Raw genomic sequence first — 17,260 nt, forward strand, 5'->3', positions numbered from 1 at the left:
TCGACACAAACAAATCATCTATCAGGTCCTGAGCATCCAAGGAGACAAGATGAAGTACGTACTCTCGCTCGATCAGGGAACGACCAGCTCCCGAGCTATCCTCTTCGACCACGACGGACAGATAGCGGGGACTGCTTCACATGAATTTCCCCAGATCTATCCAAGCAGTGGCTGGGTCGAACACGATCCTTTCGACATACTCACCTCGCAACTCAGCTCAGCGGTTGAAGTATTAGGCAAGGCAGGAGTCCGTCCGAGAGATGTCGTCGCGCTCGGCATTACCAACCAGCGGGAGACCACGATCGTATGGGACCGCGAGACGGGCAAGCCCGTCTACAACGCTATCGTCTGGCAGGACAGCCGTACCGGTGCCCTGATGAAGAAACTCGCCGACGATGGCGTTGAAGAAACCGTTCGTCGGAAGACCGGACTTCTGTTGAGCCCGTACTTCTCCGCAAGTAAGGTCGCATGGATTCTCGAGAACGTAGCCGGAGCGCGCGCTCGAGCCGAGGCAGGAAAACTTGCCTTCGGCACCGTCGATAGCTGGCTTGTTTGGAATCTGACCAGCGGAAAACGGCACATTACGGATCGCACAAACGCGTCGCGCACTCTGCTCTACAACATCGTTGAAGACAGATGGGACGACGACCTTCTGAAGCTATTCAATATTCCAAAAAGCCTTTTGCCCGAAGTCGTCTGGTCTAACGAACAGGTCGGACAGGTGACGACTTCACTTGGGCTTGGCGAAGTGGACATCGCCGGCATCGCGGGAGATCAACAATCGGCGCTGTTCGGACAACTCTGCGTCTCTCCCGGCGATGCGAAAAACACCTACGGGACAGGTTGTTTTTTGCTGCAGCATGCAGGCAGCAAGTTCACGCTTTCAAGCCACCGTTTGATCACAACGCTGGCATGCAGCACAGAAAGAAGGTTGACCTACGCCCTCGAAGGCAGCATCTTCATCGGCGGAGCTGTAGTGCAGTGGCTTCGGGACAACATGAAGTTTTTCCGCAAATCGTCGGAGGTCGAGGCAGTCGCCGCGTCCGTGCCTGATTCCGATGGTGTGGTCTTCGTGCCTGCGTTTACAGGCCTTGGCGCTCCCTACTGGGACGCTCAGGCAAGAGGTTTGATAATCGGGCTACAACGAGGCACCCAAATCGCGCACATCGCCAGGGCTGCAGTCGAGAGCATTGCGTTTCAGGTCGCAGACGTTCTTCAGGTAATGGATTCCGATACAAAAGATCCGTTCACGGAACTTCGTGTCGACGGCGGCGCCGCCGCCAACGACGATCTAATGCAATTTCAGGCGGACCTGCTAGGCGTACCGGTTCGCCGTCCTGCTGTCCTCGAAACGACTGCCCTCGGCGCAGCTTATCTAGCCGGTCTCTCCAGCGGATTCTGGAGTAGCATCGACGAGTTGAAGCCACATCGCAAGGCCGACACCATCTTCGAGCCGAAGACCGACAAGAAACAGATGCAAAAGCTGCAGGAGAATTGGAGAGAAGCTGTCGAGCGTTCTCGCCATTGGAATAAGGAGAGCAAATGAACCGCGATGAGATGGTAGCTCGTGTACGCAATCGTAAAGAACCCTGGGACATTGTTGTGATCGGCGGAGGAGCAACGGGAGCTGGAGTTGCTGTCGATGCAGCATCACGAGGTTACGATGTACTGCTGTTGGAGCGTGAAGACTTCGGCAAAGGGACCTCCAGCCGAGCCACTAAATTGGTTCACGGTGGCGTTCGCTATCTTGAACAGGGAAATGTCTCGCTCGTGATGGAAGCTCTGAAAGAGCGGGGGATCCTTCTGCGAAACGCACCGCACATCGTGAAAGATCTGAAGTTCATAGTTCCGAACTATTCCTGGTGGGAGGCCCCGTTCTACGGAATCGGGATGAAAGTGTACGACTTTCTTGCAGGCAAATACAGCTTCGGTGCGTCCAAAGTGCTCTCTCTCGAAGAGACGTTGAAGCTTCTGCCAACGATCCGTCAGGACGGCCTGCGCGGCGGTGTGATGTATCACGACGGACAGTTTGATGACACACGCCTCCTGATCAATCTGATGACAACTGCTGCTGAACATGGCGCGACTCTGTTGAACTACGCGGGTGTCGTTGAATTGAAGAAAGATGACGCCGGGTTCATTCAAGGGGTAGCCGCGGTAGATAGCGAAAGTGGTGAGCGCTTTGAGATCGCGGCCCGCTCCGTGGTGAATGCGACGGGCATCTTCACCGACGAAATTCGTCGACTCGCCGAGCCGACGGTCCAACAGATGATGGTTCCCAGCCAGGGCATTCATCTCGTGTTCGACCGCTCTTTCTTAGTCGGCGACACGGCGCTCCTCGTGCCTCAGACCGACGATGGCCGTGTCCTCTTCGCCGTTCCTTGGCATAACCGAACACTAGTCGGCACTACCGACACGCCAATCGAATCGATCTCCTATGAACCGCTCCCCTTCGAAGAAGAGATCGAATTCGTCCTCGAGACCGCCGGTCGCTATCTTAGCCACAAGCCCACCCGCGAAGATATTCTCAGCGTATATGTAGGAATTCGGCCGCTGGTCAAGGCAGCCGGCGCCGGCGATGGAAAAACATCGTCTCTTTCGCGCGACTACACAATTCACATTGACCACTCCGGCCTTCTCACGATCGTCGGAGGCAAGTGGACAACCTACCGGCATATGGCAGAGGACTGCGTCGACCATGCCACCACCCTTGGTCGACTAGAGGAGAAACCCTGTATCACGGCTACCATGCACATTCACGGCTACCATCAACACCCTGAAGAACTCGGCAGTTTGTCCGTGTACGGCGCAGATGCTGCAGCGATTCAACAACTGGCCAAGGAGAATCCTGAACTCGCTAAACCCCTGCATTCCGATCTGCCTTACATTGCGGCAGAGATCGTCTGGGCCGCACGCAACGAGATGTCTCGCACCCTGGATGACGCTTTGGCGCGGCGCACTCGTGCCCTCCTGTTGAACGCGCGCGCTGCAATCCAGGTAGCCCCTATGGTCGCGTCTCTACTTGCTAAAGAGCTCGGAAAGGATGCCACGTGGGCTGCCGAGCAGGTGAAAATCTTTAGCGCAATGGCCGCTCAGTACATACCACAGGGTACAAAATATCCGGCCACGCCCCCTGTGGTCTCAGCTTAGTAATTTCGGGAGCTCGAGCATTGTTTCAGCTCCAAACTTATGCGGTTGCTCTTTCGTTGATGCTCGTCACAATGGTCTGCTGGGGTTCGTGGGCCAACACAATGAAATTGTGCCCTGGCTACAGGTTCCAACTCTTCTACTGGGACTATGTGATCGGGTTGATCCTGGCCGCGCTGATTTGGGGCTTTACGCTGGGAAGCATAGGAGGCGTCGGCAGGCCCTTTGTTGCCGATCTACTGGCTGCGGATTCCTCCCACATCTCCCTAGCGGTCACCGGAGGGATTCTCTTTAATGTTGCCAATCTGCTCGTAGTCGCCGCCATTGAGATCGCTGGTCTGGCCGTTGCATTTCCCGTCGGAATAGGGCTTGCACTTGTTGTAGGGGCTATTAGCAGTTACATCATTTCGCCAAGTGGCAATGCGTTGATGCTCTTTGGCGGCATCGCGCTCGTAGTGGGAGCGATCGTTCTTGACGCAATGGCGTACCGGATACGCGAGACCGAACGGAAATCGCTGAGCATGCGCGGGTTCATCATCTGCCTGGCTGCGGGCCTCTTGATGGGTAGCTTCTATCCCTTTGTCTCACGATCCATGTTGGGCGAGGGCGCTCCTGGCCCCTATGCTGTCGCCATGTTCTTCACGATCGGCTTAGCGCTTTGCGCGGTTCCATTGAACTACCTATTGATGCGAAGACCGCTGGATAAAAGCGAGCCTGTTTCGATGAGTGGGTACTCTGCGGCGCGTGCATCGTGGCATCTTTGGGAATCCTCGGCGGAGTGATCTGGTGTACGGGTGCCACCTTCAATTTTGTGGCGTCGCGCGCACATATCGTAGGGCCGGCAGTTTCTTATTCGATTGGTCAGGGGCAACTATGATCTCTGCCGCGTGGGGAGTATTCATTTGGAAGGAATTTGCGACGGCACCCGCTCGAGCCAAAACATACTTATTTTGGATGTTTGTTCTGTTCCTCTGCAGATTGAGTGCGATTGCGCTCGCTCCTATTTATTGATGGTGTTTACGAGCTTAGGAGGTCTATGTCCGTTGAAAAGAAGGGAGTAGTCGTGGTGGGGAGCATCAACATGGATCTCGTCGCGTACTGCGCGCGGATTCCCACCGAGGGAGAGACCGTAATCGGAACAGCCTTCCAGACTCATCACGGAGGGAAAGGTGCGAATCAAGCAGTCGCTGTAGCGCGTTTGGAGTTCCCGGTCGCGGTGATTGGACGAATCGGAGATGATGCCTTCGGCGCGCAGCTGAAGGAGCACCTGGAAGATGCGGGTGTGAATGTCGACGGTGTCTCGACTTCGCGATGCAGCTCGGGTGTTGCCGTGATCGTAGTTTCTGAAGCCGGGGAGAACTGCATCGTGATCACCCCAGGCGCAAATGCACTGCTGACACCTAAAGATTTTGATGCGAACATTGAGATCCTTAGAGGCGCCGGGATAGTGCTGACTCAATTGGAGATTCCGACCGAGACGGTTCAATATCTCGCGACTATCTGCGAGCGTGAGGGCGTTCCGTTGATTCTCGATCCGGCCTGCAAAGCAATTGCCAGAGGGACTTCTCGATAAGGTGGATTGGTTGACTCCGAACGAGACGGAAGCCGCATTCTTCATCGAGAACGGAGCGGCCAAACTTCACGAGCCTGCCGTGATGGCGCAGACTTTATTGGCCAAGGGTGTTAGAGGAGTAGTCCTCAAGCTCGGATCTCGTGGCGCCTATCTTGCATCGGCTGCCGGATTAGGTGCTCGCCTGGAGCCTTTCAAGGTTCAGGCGGTGGATACAACGGCTGCGGGAGACGCTTTCAATGGTGCGTTCGCGACGGCTCTGCTGATGAAAAAAGATCCCGTCGAAAGCGCACGCTTCGCAGCCGCCGCTGCAGCGCTCTCGGTGACGCGGCCAGGAGCTCAAACCTCGATGCCGCGAATGGCCGAAGTGGAACAGATGCTGGCGGGCGCCGGAGCGAACGAGCTATAGGACGCAGACAATCAGCCGGACCCAAGATAGAGGCGTAACAGTGATTATGCTTCCTCTGTATCGTGCGGATTTCTGGTAATGGAATGAATGGTTTTATAGAGGCGTTCGGAATAGATCGCAGATAGCTCTTCGAAAGCTGCAGACGAGCCTGCCTCGGCTGCGGCTACGATTTCGTCAACCGCTGCAATCAGTTGTTCTACTGCCGGATCGAGAACGGCGACCGATGCCGCAAGTGTATTTGCGTCATCGGCTTGAAAAGCTTTACCAATTTGCGTCAAGAATGATCTTTACCTCTGGCCGAACCATGCCGCAATTAGATGCGACATGGTTCGTTCTCCTCGATACAAACTGTCTACTGGATCGATTGATCTGTCTGGTTCAGTGCTTGCTCTCGCACCAGCAAGATATAAATGACAGCCAGCGCCATCACCACGAGGGCATCGACAAAGAACCAGCCATATCCCAACACGAAAATATGACTGAGAACTATCGCGGTCATCCACACAACAGTCAATCCCGCGCCCAGTCTGGCTGTTCGCTTATTCAGGAGCAGAACTGCGACTGCTGTCTCGAACGCCCCTGACCCTAGCCGGAACACTGGCTGAGATATCAACCCATTGACCGCGTGCGACATCTGCGAAAACAAAGCCACCGAATCCGGGACCCCAGCAAACTTGAGAAAGATGGCGGCATATAGAAGGTTCGCCGACACCAACAGGCGGATTGCGAGTCTTTTATCCATGAAATCTTGCGAAATAGTCTAATAGACGCGATTGTGCTTCGTTTACCAGCGTGCCAAGTAGAGCGCCCGCATCTGAGCAGGAGGGAGCCCCGCTCCCTCCTGCTCAGTTGTTGACTTCGAACGTCACCTCAAGCATGACCGGCGCACCAAGAGGCAAACTGGCCACTCCTAGCACCGCTCGCACAGACATCTTGTCCTCTCCAAACACATCACGGAGAATCTTTGAGGCTGCGTCCGCAACGATAGGCTGGTTGTAAAAGTCTCCGTCTGTTGCCAGGTAGACCTTTACGCTGACAACCTTCGTCACGTGATCCAGTGACCCTACATGCGCCTTCGCGGCAGAAAGAGCATTCAGTGTCGCGATTCGCAAAGCGCTTCGGCCTGCTTCTGCATCGAGCTCTTTGCCGAGCCGTCCGACGTATTGAAGCTTGCCCTCCTTAACCGGAAGCATTCCACTTAAGAACAGGAGGTTGCCCGATTGCACTGCCTCGACGTATGCGCCAAGTGGGTGGGGAGCACTTGGGAGCAAGATCCGAAGGTCCTGCAGCCGGCGCTCCGCGCTAGCCGGCTGCGAGCCCTTCGGGCTTACCATTTGCCGTTGTGCGCACCGCCGTCCACGTGCAGCACCTCGCCGGTGATATTGCTCGATTCGGTGAGATAGATCACGGCGCTTGCGATGTCCTCTGAAGCGGAGATCGTGCCCATCGGGGACAACGTCTTCAGGAAATCCTTTGGATTGTCTTTGTGAAGAGGGGTGTCGACGATTCCTGGCGCTACCGCGTTGAACCGGATCTGCTCCTTCGCATACTCCGAGGCAAGATTCCGTGTGACGGCTTCGAGACCGCCCTTCGTGATCATCGGCAGAGACACCGGCAGCCCACCGTTGGGATTTTCAACCAGTGATGACGTAATGGCCACGACACTTCCGCCTCGCTTCTGAGCGAGCATCTGCGTGACTGCGAGCTGGGTGATGTGGAGGTAGCCTTCAAGATTCGTCGAAACAAGAGCTCGGAAGTCGTCGATGCTGTAGTCCGTGAAAGGCTTCGCCGAGAAGATGCCGGCGTTGTTGATGACAACATCAATCGAGCCAAACTTCTGAATAGCTGTATCGGCTACTTTTCGAGCTGTCTCAGCGAGTCCGATATCACCGTCCACCAACACTAGCTTGTCGGAAGCCTTCAACTCAGCCGATTTTGTCGCATTGCGAGAGGTGCCTACTACGTTATAGCCACGTTCCAAAAACGCCTTTACGACCGCAGCACCGATTCCCTGGGAAGCGCCCGTCACGATTACTGTCTTTTGAGTATTTGTCATTATTGCTCCTGTCACATCAATACTGCTGTTACGGCAGATGACAACATGAGGATGTTCCTCCACGTTGACGACGCCGCGCTCTGATGCGGCCATCTGCTGCGTTCAAGCTGCAATATAGATGCGAGAGGAGATTGCAACGAGGCCAGATTTGTTCTGATACCAGCTATCGCTTTACTCGATAGCTCCCAATCGGATATCAACGTTCGCAACATCTGAGATCCGACGAGTCATCGTCAGAAAAGCATTGAGTGCGCTGGTCGGATAGCGATCATGGCGTCTAACGAATACCGTCTCTACCTGCGCCTGATCTGCAGGGAGCTCATGCACCGTGACGGACTGATCTGTCCAGAGTCTATTCACTAGTACCCTAGGTAGGAGCGTTATCCCTACGCCGGAGCTGATGCAGGTGATGATTGCATCGAGAGATGCAAGTTCCATCACAGTGTAATGAATACTTAGCCCATCGAGGATCGAGCTGAGCCTCTGACGGTAAGAACAACCCTGTCGAAATACTATTGCTTTGAGGTTCTGAACTTCGCCGAGATCGCCGAGGTTCCTTATGGATAGGGGACTTACAATAACGAGTTCTTCAATGAATAGTGGTTCCTCATTCAGATCTTGGTGGTGGACAGGTCCAGCTACAAAGGCACCATCCAGTTCGTGCTCCGCGACCTGAGTAATCAGAGACGTCGTAGTTCCCGTCATGATGGCCAATTCAACCTTTGGATATTGCTGGGCATATTGGGCTACGAGTGTGGGTAGCCGCAGCCCAGCCGTGGTCTCCAGCATCCCGATACGTAGACTTCCCTTTGGAGTTCCATCCTCTTTGACCTCCGTGATGGCTTGTTCGAAGAGTACACGTATCTGGCCCACGTAGGAGATGAGGCGTAGACCAGCTTCACTGGGTTCCACACCACGACTGTGTCTGACAAATAGTTGAACACCGAGCTCGTCCTCCAGGAGGCGAATTCGAGAGGTAACATTTGATTGCACCATGTTCAGTTCAGCAGCCGCCCGGTTCATGCTGCCGATTCTTGCGACGGCCTCCACAATCCTCAAGTCATCTGCGTCCATGTGCGTCCTGCCTCCGCATGCCAGTCTAATCTCTTTCTAATCGGCCGGCTCTGTTAACCACCGGAGCCCTTCGATCTGCCACGCTCTTAGACTAGATTACGTCGTAGGAGGAATATCCATATTGAGTCCAGTAAGCTTTGGGCTCTTCCGCGGAATAGGTAATCCGCGTAATGGCCTTCACATTCTTCAAACCAAGTTTTACCGGCACCAAGAGACGGAGTGGAGCTCCATGTTCCACCGTGAGGGCCTGCCCGTTGTGGTGTGTGTAAGCAGCGTCTGCGGATGCCGAGCCGTTGCCAAGTCGACCGAGACAAAGTAAGGGTCGGGATTTCCCGAGTTGTCAGGTTGACCGACGATTCCACACGAGCCCATCTCGCCTGCGATATCGGTGGGTAGGCACGAAGCAGATCATCAAATCTTAGACCAGCCCACCAGGCGATTGCACTCCAGCCTTCGACACAAACCAACCGGGTAATTTGCTCATGGATCGAGAAGCGATTCATGAGCTTCCGAATGTCGAGACAAACGCTCAAGCCAGAATCGAGTCCCCCCAGAGTCAGGTTCCATCCCGATATATAGTCTGGGTCGGGGGCGGCTCCGTTGTAGTTGTTTTTGATCGGGGTGATCTGAGATTTTGTGCAAGTGGGAACTATGTGATTTGCCGAGTAGAGTGCTTCAGCCACGTCCTCGTCGATACGCACTGCCTTGTTCAACAGCCATTCCTTCCCGCGAGAGTCGATATTTCGTCGCACACCCAGGCGGTCAAGCGTAGCTTGTGGTAAAAGAAGTCCAGCTCCTGCCACCCCTGCCACCGCGCCGGCACCAAATAACAGAAGGTCACGGCGGGTTCGATAGCGCAGAACCAAGGGAGCCACCTCAACCATCGGGAGAGGTTGCTCTCCCAAAAAGCCTTGCGGTATTTCCACGGAGGCAGATTTCACTACAGCAGATGAAGCAGCTTCCTCCATTTGCGGTTTGTGGTCCACAGAGAGCGAGGGTGCTCCATCTGCATCAGCTGGTTGTTGTATCGCTTCAACAATCTCGGATTTCTCGATAGCCTTTGGAGCCGAAGGAGTCGTAGTTTCTGAGCCAGCTTCTGCCAACTCCTGTTTCGCAGGAACAGATGAAGCCGCTTCATCTGTTTGCTGGGCGCGCCCACTGGTGACGAGGGTTGCCCGTCCGCATTCGCGGGTTGTTCGATCGATTCCACAGCTTGGCGAGTTTCGGCGACTGGGGCGGTAGGCTTTGTATCCGCAGAACCGACCGCCTCAAATTTGACCGTTTCCAGATTCGATCCACTACCGGTCGAGGAAATGTCTTCCGATCCGAATGAATGGTCTTTCTCTTCATTGATCACTTGCGCAAACCTCCGACCGGTCTGCTTTGTTGACCAACCTACGATCATGCCGCGAAGCGTATCCCATCCGTCGGCAAGAACCAGAATGACTTGTGGCACAACAAATAAAAGGAAAAGCCACATGAGCCAGAAATGCCATACACGCGCCGCATCAAACCCTCCAAACAGCGCGGCCAGCCAATGGAGCATCGGGACCAAAAAAGAGTACCCCACGGAGACCGCAGCGCGTAAGGCCATCGAGTCGCTTCGATTGGACATAAATGCCGAAGCAATCAGCACGTCTCCGCTCACCATCGCAGAGCTTGCCGAGCACTACAAGTCGAAGGAACTCTCGGGCAGTGAAGGCAAGACACCGAAGACGAGAGAAACCTACGAACAGCACCTGAACGACTACATCGTCCCTAGGTGGGGCCGGGAACGCCTTGGAGATATCAAGGCGTTCCGCATAGAGGAATGGCTTAAATCGTTGGACAAGGCCGACGGTACTAAGTCCAAGACGAAGGCCGTATTCGGCGTGCTGTACCAACACGCTCTGCGTTATGGATGGGCAGAAAGAAACCCCATCAGAGAAGTGAGGCAGAGTGCGAAGCGTCAACAAGAGCCAGACGTACTGACTTCTGAAAAGTAAGAGCACTCTTTCGCACAATTCCGGGTTATGCGCGTGTGATGGTTGTCGTTGCGGCGGTTACGGGTCTGCGACGCGGCGAACTTGTTGGGTTGAAGTGGGAAGATATCGACTTCCACAACAGCAAACTTCATGTTCGCCGATCTGTCGTGGATCAAAAGGAAGGTCTTCCAAAGACTCAACTTTCGAAAAAGCCGGGCGCGCTAGAAGGGGCCACTAGCCTTCACGCTAAAGGAGTGGAGTCAGCAAACCAGCTACTCCAAAGCTTCGGACTGGGTTTTCGCCAGTCCGTATCGTGCGGGAAGAACCCCATACTGGCCCGGCACGGTGCTGGAGAAGGTTATTCAACCTGCCCCACGAGAAGCAGGAATTACGAAGACGATAGGATGGCACACCTTTAGGCGCACGATTGCAACACAGGTTGTGGCGAATGGAGAATCAATAAAAACTGCTCAGGAGTATATGAGACACGCCACGCCGACGATGACCCTGGGAACATACGCGCAAGCCATACCAGAGGAAATCCGAGCGGCACAGAACAGGATCGCGTCGCTTTTTGGATTGGGTACAGACGGCACAGTCGTAACTGACTGTGCCGTCTGTTCCTTTCCGTTCCCGGAATAGTTCCCAATTGCGGGGATTTTTCGTCTAAGTTGTTGATTTGATGGTGGGCACAGCAGGATTCGAACCTACGACTTCCACCGTGTGAAGGTGTGCCAAAGGTGGACGGCTGAACATTCTAAATGGGTTAATAGCCGGTGTAGTCGGTAAAAACCGGCATTCCGGGCTCTGTTTGGCATCAAATTGGCATCAACTTTCTAACCAGTGGGCGTGGGCTGACCGTGGGGGTTCAGCCCATTTTATTTGTCTTATTAGCTTGAGTGGCCCCATGTTTTGTTCACAACATCATATCGTTCACGTTACGTGAACAAGATATAATTGTGAACAAGACGGGAGAGGACAAATGGACCTAGCAGGCCGGGAATATCAAACTCTTCAAACTGCAATCGCCGCCCTTCAGGCCACCGCTGGCCTGAAGACGGTCAAGGTAGACGTCCGCCCGTTAGCCACCAACCACCCGAATCCAAGGGCTGATGCTGTATTGACGATCACCCTGAATGGGCACCAGCAGCTCTTCGTGGCAGAGATAAAAACAATCGACCGGCGGCTCGCCGTTGCCCAGATTCGGGATCAGTTGCAGACGCTCATTACACAACGCTATCCCGGGTATCTCCCACTCCTCATTACGACATTCGCAACACCCGATCTGGCTGAAGAATGTCGAAGACTTGATCTTCCCTTTCTGGACACCGCCGGCAACCTGTACCTTCCGACGGACACATTTGTGGCCGATATACGGGGCAAAGTACGCCCAGCTCAACCCTTCAAGGATAAATACCGCGCTAACAATCCTGCGGGGCTCAAGGTCGTCTTCGCCCTCCTCTGCAGACCGGCATTAGCCGGTGCTCCATACCGGGAAGTCGCCAAATTTGCGAAAGTCGCCCTTGGAGCCATCGGCCCAGTTCTCAACGACCTCACCCAACGCGGGTACCTTCAAAACGCCAAAACGCCGAATGGAACCCTTCTCAGAAAAAAGGAACTGCTCAACGAATGGGTCACCTACTATCCTGCAAACCTGCGTCCCACGCTTAGACCGCGACGATACCAGGCTGATAGAGACCAGTTGACGCACATCGGCCTCGAAGCATTCGGAGCCTATTGGGGAGGAGAATATGGCGCCGAAAAACTCACTCGCTATCTAAAGGCCGAACATTTCCTGCTCTATGCTCCCGGCACACCTCCGACCGCACTTATGACGAAAGCCCGAATGCGCTTGGCGACGGAAGGGAATACAGAGATATTGGAGATGTTCTGGCACCCGGAACTAATCGGCCCGCCTACGGACATCGCTCCACCGCTCCTGGTTTACGCTGATCTGATGGCGACCACCGATGGGCGCAACATCGAAGCAGCCAAAGAGGTCTATGAGCGTTTTCTCGAACCAATTTTTCATCAGCCCTGAACGTCCCGTAGATCCATTCACGCTCAGCATCTTGGAACTCATCGATCGGCTCCTTCGCGATGCGAAGATACGCTACATGCTGGTAGGTGCCACAGCTCGAGATCTCCTGCTCTATCACGTGTTTGGCCACGCTGTGACCCGTGCCACCTATGATCTAGACTTCGCCATTCATGTGGGCTCGTGGGAGCAGTTCGCGATTGCGAAACAGCTGTTCCTCGACATTCCGGGATTCACTGATAAAGGACGAAATGCCCAGCGGCTGTACTACCAGCCAACTGGCGCATCATTCGAAACAATCATTGATATCATTCCGTTCGGAAAGCTGGAGACCGCTGAGCGAACAATCGCCTGGCCACCCGATGCCGATGTCGTCATGAATGTGGCGGCCTTCTCGGATGTGTTCGAGAACTCGCTGCGCGTACAGGTTCGCCCAGACCTCGTCATTCCTATTGCTTCTCTACCCGGACTCATAGTCCTCAAACTCTTTGCCTGGCTTGATCGGCATGACGGGCGAGACGTCCAAGACATCCGAAGATTGATCGAAACGTATACGGACGCTGGAAATGTCGACAGACTCTACGAAGAAGAGGCTGATGAACTGGAGCGGGTTGGCTTCGACACAATTCTGGCCGGAGCTTTTCTCTTGGGAAAAGACGCGCAGCGCATAACCGACGAGAATGTGCGGTCTCGGCTTTCGACCTCTCTCTCAGGAAAGGAACTTCCTGCGCTGGTACTTCAATTAGCCCGTACGATGAGTGTCTTGGATGATCGCACTGAGTCAGCGGAAACCCTTCTCAGCGGGTTTTTTCGCGGAATGGGACTCGTCGACCTTGTAGCCCTAAAGAAATCGCGCCACAGAGCTGTCCAAACGACAGGGCTGTAAAATTTAGCAAGAGCTTTCGGCGAGACATGCATGGACAATTACACAAAGAACGCAGAGGCCATTTCTCGACTCTCCCCTGAGGAGTTCCAAGTCGCCCAGCGGAACGCAACCGAACGTCCCTTCGAGAATGCGTACTGGGATCATGATGAGCCGGGAATCGATGTGGACATCGTATCCGGCGAGTCATTGTTCTCGTCCCTCGACAAGTTCGACAGCAGCTGCGGCTGGCCAGCTTCACCAAGCCGGTCGAAGCGGACAACGTAGAGGAAGGTGCTGATGGCACTCGTGGCATGAGTCGGACAGAAGTGCGATCAAGCCACGTGATAGCCATCTTGGGCATGTCTTTGACGACGGCCCTAAAGACGCCGGCGGCCTGCGCTATTGCATAAACTCCGCGTCATTGCGTTTCATTCCTCTCGATGAGCTTGAGAGCGCGGGGTACGGTAAATATCTCGAACTGTTTGAAAAGCAAAAATAGGAGTAACGACATGGATGGATCGAACGAGCGTGCAGTCCTTGCTGGATCTGATTCGCAGCTTCCCGGGCGTAATATTCGACTCGAGTCGGATACACGGGCGGCAAAGTCGCTAACGCGACCTACCGTAATCACGAAGGCCACGCCGAAGCGATCGAAATACTCTTCGATCCTCAGCAACTCACCTATCGCACTCTGCTGGTATCGAAAGCAGAATCAACGAAGAGGAGCGGCGTGATCTCATTCTCACTATTGAATCACGTGCACCGTCATTGACATCGTCTTGTGTCCCGCACCGCAGTACACGCCGCAGTCGGTTTTGAAATCACCCACCTGATCCGGAGTGAGGAAAACATCGTTAAACTCTCCGTCCTTCATCTTCGCATTCAGGTTGAACGCATTGATCCGGAGACTATGCGGAGGCACCGATATCACTATCGGAGGCAAAAAAGACGCCAATCCAGTGGCTGCGAGTGCGGAGAATATTGAGGATGGCAAACAGAGCTTTACCTCATACTGCATGGTTTGCCACGGGCTTGACGGCCAGAACACGGGCGTTCCTTTCGCGGCGTCTGTTTCTCCACCCATCCCCTCGCTTGCCAGCGCCGAGGTTCAGTCTTATACGGATGGACAACTGAAGTGGATTATCAAGAACGGAATTGCTCCTTCGGGCATGCCTGCCTCTGACAAGGATTTTTCCGATGAGGATATATGGCGCATGGTGCTTTATATTCGGAACCTGCCGAGAGTAGGCAGCCTGGGTGAGCCTGCCGTTTATGGCGGTTCAGCGAAATAGCCACAATTCAGCAATTTCTGGTTTCACGATCCGTGTCATATACTTGCGCCCTGGTATGGCGGGATCTTTACGAATTGGCAGAGCTACTCGGGTACGCCAGCCTTTGAAGATCTCAGAACCAGGAGTTGCGGCAGGAAGCCGCAGAAAAACAACTCCATGTTTGAGAACCTCTCTTCGCATCTCCAGATCACGGAGGCGAGCGCTTCTCGTGCTCAGCTACGAGTCACTCCGTCGCTCTCACTTAACAAGCGCCTTTGACACGGTGCAGGATTAGAGTTCCATGTGCTCGCCCGCGCAATTCTTAGTGTCGAGTGGAAACCTGTCAAGGAATGCTTTCTAGTGGCCCGCAATCTTCGAGCCTATCGAGCTTCAGAGGTGCCTGCCTTTTAATCGCGATCGATTTCTCCGAAGAACGTAGAGTGTTAAGCGCAGTCGTGGTGAATGTCTCCATTTAGTACGCCGAACAGCCTCGGAGGATACTCAAGCTCTAGCATGCCAGGAATTGTGGTTCATTTATCCTGCCTTAGAGAACCAGTGCTTTATATTATGAGAACCTAGATGGACGGTGACGACAGATCACTCAGTATCGGCAATCCTTCAAAGATCTTCCCGCCAAAATTCGGGAAGACCCTGTTGACAGAGGCTCTCCTGAATCACTCGTTCTTGCGACTCCCGCGCTGAGACCTTCTGAGGAGGTTGCTCACGGTGTACAGTTCCGTCCCACGCGAGCAAATCGCCGATGCACTCGTCCATCTCCGCGGATTGTTTCGCGAGATCCGGCCCGCCAACGAAAAGGAGTATCGAGCGCGCGAGAGACGAGAAATTTTGACGAAAAACTTACTCTCGAATCTGTTTCGCACCAAGGACCATCCTACCCTCCATGTCGTTCTTGAGGTTGCAGATGCATTTTCGCTAACCCTCGATGGCGCGCACCGACTCTTTGGATATGAGTTGGAGCGCATCAGAGAATTTGATCTAAAGTTGAACGCCGGACGCACCCATGTACTCAAACAAAGTCACCCTCATCGGATTCCTCGGCAACGACGCAGAGGTTCGCACCAACAACGTCCGCAACCTGATCACTCTCTCGCTGGCAACCAAGTCTTCCTACAAGAAGGACGGCAAGTACATCGAGCACACAGAATGGCACCGTTGCATTGCCTTTGGCAAGCTCGGAGAATTCGCCGCCACCCTCAAGAAAGGCGCTCATATCCAGGTCGAAGGTGAGCTGCGTAGCCGCAAGTACACCAGCACGAAGACGAACTCGGAACAGACCATTTGGGAGATCCGGGTCAGCTCGATTCTAAAGCTGGATCGTGCCGCCAAAGCAACAGCGGAAGACGATGAAGATGTCACCGAGGAAGAAGCCTCATAGGCCCCTTCCTTGACAGAGGAAGCCCGGCAATCACCGGGCTTCTTACTCTACTAACCACCGCGCCCTACAATCGCGTTCTTCCATTGCCCCGAATAAGGTGTCGCATGAACCGAACTGCTACAGACTTTCTAACTCGTTGTTTCGCTCCGGGTGACACCATTGCTCTCTTGCTTCGCAATGAGAGCACGTCCACGACGCAGCAGCGTGTCGTGCCGTTGGAGCGTGCGCTCGCGCCTCGATACCAGGGCTGGCTGGTTCATGAAAACCACAACTCCGCGAATATCTATGTGGCAGCCAATCCGCTCTTCGCCGGCAGTCGTAGGCGCACCAAGGATTGCATCGCCTCCGTTCGTCATCTTTATATAGATATCGATGTGAATGGAGAGGCCCGTATCGCTGCGCTCCGAGCGTCTGACCTTGTGCCGGAACCGAACACAATCGTCGCAACATCAACGGGCAAGTATCAGGTTCTCTGGCGTGTAGAAGGCTTTGATTTCTACACGCAGGAGATGACTCTCAAGCTGTTGACACTGGCGTTTCATGGTGACATCGCCTGCACCGACTGTAATCGTGTTCTCCGCGTCCCCGGCTTTCGCAATTGCAAGTACGATCCTCCGCAACTCATCACCGTGGAATACGGCGCTGACGCGACATATCAGCCGGATGATTTTCGGCTATACATGCTGCGCGAGGCAGCTTGTATTCCGCCCGTCCGCACTCAATACCGGCGTCCTGACATGCACACGCATTCCGAACACGATTGGGCATGGGTGTCGCAGGAACTCGCTCACGGCAAAGATGCCGCGATACTCACTAAAGAGCTAGCTTCGCGCCGCTCCGACAAACCGAATCCGAGCTATTACGCTCAGCGCACCGTAGACATGGCTTCAGCTCGTCAGTGGCTGCTTCAAGGCACCTCCATCCAGGACGTAATTGCGTCGCTCGAAAGACGTCGTCAACTTGAAATTCCCAACGCAACTTGCTCTGCTCGTGCACGAGAGATCGCTGCTACAGCGCAGCGGATGATTGCCCGCAAATAGATCGCTCATTTCACAACTAAAAGGAGAAAAAATGCCCCTACTCGAAGTTGTCCAGACCCGCCAAGTTAGCGCTTCCATCCGCCTTACAGATTTGACCGCTACGCAGGTCGATCAGTACGCGGCGTTCATCAGAGCATCTGCCGACGAAGTCGTCGAGCAAGCCCTAGCATATGTGTTCTTGAAGGACCGGGACTTCCAAGACTTCCTCAAAACTCCTCAAGCGAAGCAGGCAACATCGACTCTTCGCATCCGCAAAGGTCCTGTCGCCCAAACAACGGAAGCGTCGCCGAAGAAGCCGACAACAGTGCCGCAGCCGGCAGTACCAACAACCGCAGCCGTGGCGGGATCGAAGGCATGATCCGCACCAATATCAGTGGCAGAACCACAACGGTGCTGCGCACCGGAAGAATATTGACACTCCATCCCTGAA

At 54.3% G+C, this 17,260-nt stretch carries 17 protein-coding genes and 5 pseudogenes; 16 read left to right on the forward strand and 6 right to left on the reverse strand.

Annotated features, from left to right (window positions below):
- Positions 1-49 precede the first annotated feature (49 nt).
- From glpK to HDF14_RS25985, 5 genes are all read left to right on the forward strand, one after another.
- Positions 50-1,546, forward strand: coding sequence for a glycerol kinase GlpK (gene glpK / locus HDF14_RS06575; RefSeq protein ID WP_183974808.1), 1,497 nt, complete (start codon positions 50-52; stop codon positions 1,544-1,546).
- Entirely contained in the window at positions 1,543-3,150 is a 1,608-nt protein-coding gene (locus tag HDF14_RS06580) for a glycerol-3-phosphate dehydrogenase/oxidase (protein ID WP_183974810.1), read from the forward strand. The genes glpK and HDF14_RS06580 overlap by 4 nt, the downstream gene beginning before the upstream one ends.
- Positions 3,151-3,170: 20 nt before the next feature.
- Positions 3,171-3,929 carry an AcrB/AcrD/AcrF family protein gene (locus HDF14_RS06585; RefSeq protein ID WP_260698079.1) on the forward strand — a complete coding sequence of 253 codons (759 nt, stop codon included), beginning with the start codon at positions 3,171-3,173 and terminating at the stop codon, positions 3,927-3,929.
- 254 nt (positions 3,930-4,183) lie between these two features.
- Entirely contained in the window at positions 4,184-4,720 is a 537-nt protein-coding gene (locus tag HDF14_RS25980; RefSeq protein WP_221304584.1) for a PfkB family carbohydrate kinase, read from the forward strand.
- Between the two features lie 10 nt (positions 4,721-4,730).
- Entirely contained in the window at positions 4,731-5,126 is a 396-nt protein-coding gene (locus tag HDF14_RS25985; protein ID WP_221304585.1) for a PfkB family carbohydrate kinase, read from the forward strand.
- A gap of 44 nt (positions 5,127-5,170) precedes the next feature.
- Here HDF14_RS25985 and HDF14_RS06595 read toward each other — a convergent pair whose 3' ends face one another.
- The 6 genes and pseudogenes from HDF14_RS06595 to HDF14_RS27445 form a co-directional block, all read right to left on the reverse strand.
- On the reverse strand, positions 5,171-5,404 hold the full coding sequence (locus HDF14_RS06595) for a hypothetical protein (RefSeq protein WP_183974812.1): 234 nt from the start codon (positions 5,402-5,404) through the stop codon (positions 5,171-5,173).
- 74 nt (positions 5,405-5,478) lie between these two features.
- The gene (locus HDF14_RS06600) at positions 5,479-5,868 is read right to left on the reverse strand and encodes a hypothetical protein (RefSeq protein WP_183974814.1); all 390 of its coding nucleotides are present in this window, start codon (positions 5,866-5,868) and stop codon (positions 5,479-5,481) included.
- A 103-nt stretch (positions 5,869-5,971) separates the two neighbouring features.
- On the reverse strand, positions 5,972-6,460 hold the full coding sequence (locus HDF14_RS06605) for a RidA family protein (RefSeq protein ID WP_183974816.1): 489 nt from the start codon (positions 6,458-6,460) through the stop codon (positions 5,972-5,974).
- Positions 6,454-7,182: an SDR family NAD(P)-dependent oxidoreductase gene (locus HDF14_RS06610; protein ID WP_260698080.1), complete on the reverse strand. Its 729-nt coding sequence runs from the start codon at positions 7,180-7,182 to the stop codon at positions 6,454-6,456. The genes HDF14_RS06605 and HDF14_RS06610 overlap by 7 nt, the downstream gene beginning before the upstream one ends.
- A gap of 171 nt (positions 7,183-7,353) precedes the next feature.
- Positions 7,354-8,256 (reverse strand): LysR family transcriptional regulator, encoded by a 903-nt coding sequence (locus tag HDF14_RS06615; protein WP_183974820.1) that lies wholly within the window; start codon positions 8,254-8,256, stop codon positions 7,354-7,356.
- A 91-nt stretch (positions 8,257-8,347) separates the two neighbouring features.
- Positions 8,348-8,506 (reverse strand): annotated as a pseudogene (locus HDF14_RS27445) (molybdopterin-dependent oxidoreductase); the annotation flags it as partial.
- Between the two features lie 1,228 nt (positions 8,507-9,734).
- On the opposite strand from HDF14_RS27445, the gene HDF14_RS06625 reads away from it, so the two are divergent.
- From HDF14_RS06625 to HDF14_RS06670, 11 genes and pseudogenes are all read left to right on the forward strand, one after another.
- The gene (locus HDF14_RS06625) at positions 9,735-10,241 is read left to right on the forward strand and encodes a hypothetical protein (RefSeq protein WP_183974824.1); all 507 of its coding nucleotides are present in this window, start codon (positions 9,735-9,737) and stop codon (positions 10,239-10,241) included.
- Positions 10,242-10,279: 38 nt separating this feature from the next.
- Positions 10,280-10,330 (forward strand): annotated as a pseudogene (locus HDF14_RS27450) (hypothetical protein); the annotation flags it as partial.
- Positions 10,331-10,475: 145 nt separating this feature from the next.
- Positions 10,476-10,862, forward strand: a pseudogene (locus tag HDF14_RS27455) (tyrosine-type recombinase/integrase); the annotation flags it as partial.
- A 340-nt stretch (positions 10,863-11,202) separates the two neighbouring features.
- Positions 11,203-12,261: a type IV toxin-antitoxin system AbiEi family antitoxin gene (locus HDF14_RS06635; RefSeq protein WP_183974826.1), complete on the forward strand. Its 1,059-nt coding sequence runs from the start codon at positions 11,203-11,205 to the stop codon at positions 12,259-12,261.
- Positions 12,224-13,144 (forward strand): nucleotidyl transferase AbiEii/AbiGii toxin family protein, encoded by a 921-nt coding sequence (locus HDF14_RS06640; protein ID WP_183974828.1) that lies wholly within the window; start codon positions 12,224-12,226, stop codon positions 13,142-13,144. Before HDF14_RS06635 ends, HDF14_RS06640 begins: the two co-directional genes overlap by 38 nt.
- A gap of 48 nt (positions 13,145-13,192) precedes the next feature.
- Positions 13,193-13,622, forward strand: a pseudogene (gene msrB, locus HDF14_RS27460) (peptide-methionine (R)-S-oxide reductase MsrB); the annotation flags it as partial.
- 14 nt (positions 13,623-13,636) lie between these two features.
- Positions 13,637-13,820: pseudogene (locus tag HDF14_RS27465) on the forward strand (peptide-methionine (S)-S-oxide reductase); the annotation flags it as partial.
- A gap of 199 nt (positions 13,821-14,019) precedes the next feature.
- On the forward strand, positions 14,020-14,415 hold the full coding sequence (locus HDF14_RS06655; protein ID WP_260698082.1) for a c-type cytochrome: 396 nt from the start codon (positions 14,020-14,022) through the stop codon (positions 14,413-14,415).
- 1,000 nt (positions 14,416-15,415) lie between these two features.
- The gene (locus HDF14_RS06660; RefSeq protein WP_183974830.1) at positions 15,416-15,790 is read left to right on the forward strand and encodes a single-stranded DNA-binding protein; all 375 of its coding nucleotides are present in this window, start codon (positions 15,416-15,418) and stop codon (positions 15,788-15,790) included.
- A 104-nt stretch (positions 15,791-15,894) separates the two neighbouring features.
- Positions 15,895-16,830, forward strand: a complete 936-nt coding sequence (locus HDF14_RS06665; RefSeq protein WP_183974832.1) for a DNA-primase RepB domain-containing protein — start codon at positions 15,895-15,897, stop codon at positions 16,828-16,830.
- 31 nt (positions 16,831-16,861) lie between these two features.
- Positions 16,862-17,188 (forward strand): hypothetical protein, encoded by a 327-nt coding sequence (locus tag HDF14_RS06670; RefSeq protein ID WP_260698083.1) that lies wholly within the window; start codon positions 16,862-16,864, stop codon positions 17,186-17,188.
- The last annotated feature ends 72 nt before the right edge of the window (positions 17,189-17,260 follow it).

It is taken from the genome of Tunturiibacter gelidiferens, from assembly GCF_014201335.1.
Classification (GTDB): domain Bacteria; phylum Acidobacteriota; class Terriglobia; order Terriglobales; family Acidobacteriaceae; genus Edaphobacter; species Edaphobacter lichenicola_E.

Coding starts and splice junctions, on each gene's coding strand:
- HDF14_RS06625 (WP_183974824.1), top strand. CDS start 9,735: ATGAGCCAGAAATGCCATACACGCGCCGCATCAAACCCTCCAAACAGC.
- HDF14_RS06605 (WP_183974816.1), bottom strand. CDS start 6,460: ATGGTAAGCCCGAAGGGCTCGCAGCCGGCTAGCGCGGAGCGCCGGCTG.
- HDF14_RS06580 (WP_183974810.1), top strand. CDS start 1,543: ATGAACCGCGATGAGATGGTAGCTCGTGTACGCAATCGTAAAGAACCC.
- HDF14_RS06615 (WP_183974820.1), bottom strand. CDS start 8,256: ATGGACGCAGATGACTTGAGGATTGTGGAGGCCGTCGCAAGAATCGGC.
- HDF14_RS06665 (WP_183974832.1), top strand. CDS start 15,895: ATGAACCGAACTGCTACAGACTTTCTAACTCGTTGTTTCGCTCCGGGT.
- HDF14_RS06600 (WP_183974814.1), bottom strand. CDS start 5,868: ATGGATAAAAGACTCGCAATCCGCCTGTTGGTGTCGGCGAACCTTCTA.
- glpK (WP_183974808.1), top strand. CDS start 50: ATGAAGTACGTACTCTCGCTCGATCAGGGAACGACCAGCTCCCGAGCT.
- HDF14_RS25980 (WP_221304584.1), top strand. CDS start 4,184: ATGTCCGTTGAAAAGAAGGGAGTAGTCGTGGTGGGGAGCATCAACATG.
- HDF14_RS06660 (WP_183974830.1), top strand. CDS start 15,416: ATGTACTCAAACAAAGTCACCCTCATCGGATTCCTCGGCAACGACGCA.
- HDF14_RS06635 (WP_183974826.1), top strand. CDS start 11,203: ATGGACCTAGCAGGCCGGGAATATCAAACTCTTCAAACTGCAATCGCC.
- HDF14_RS06610 (WP_260698080.1), bottom strand. CDS start 7,182: ATGACAAATACTCAAAAGACAGTAATCGTGACGGGCGCTTCCCAGGGA.
- HDF14_RS06640 (WP_183974828.1), top strand. CDS start 12,224: ATGAGCGTTTTCTCGAACCAATTTTTCATCAGCCCTGAACGTCCCGTA.
- HDF14_RS06670 (WP_260698083.1), top strand. CDS start 16,862: ATGCCCCTACTCGAAGTTGTCCAGACCCGCCAAGTTAGCGCTTCCATC.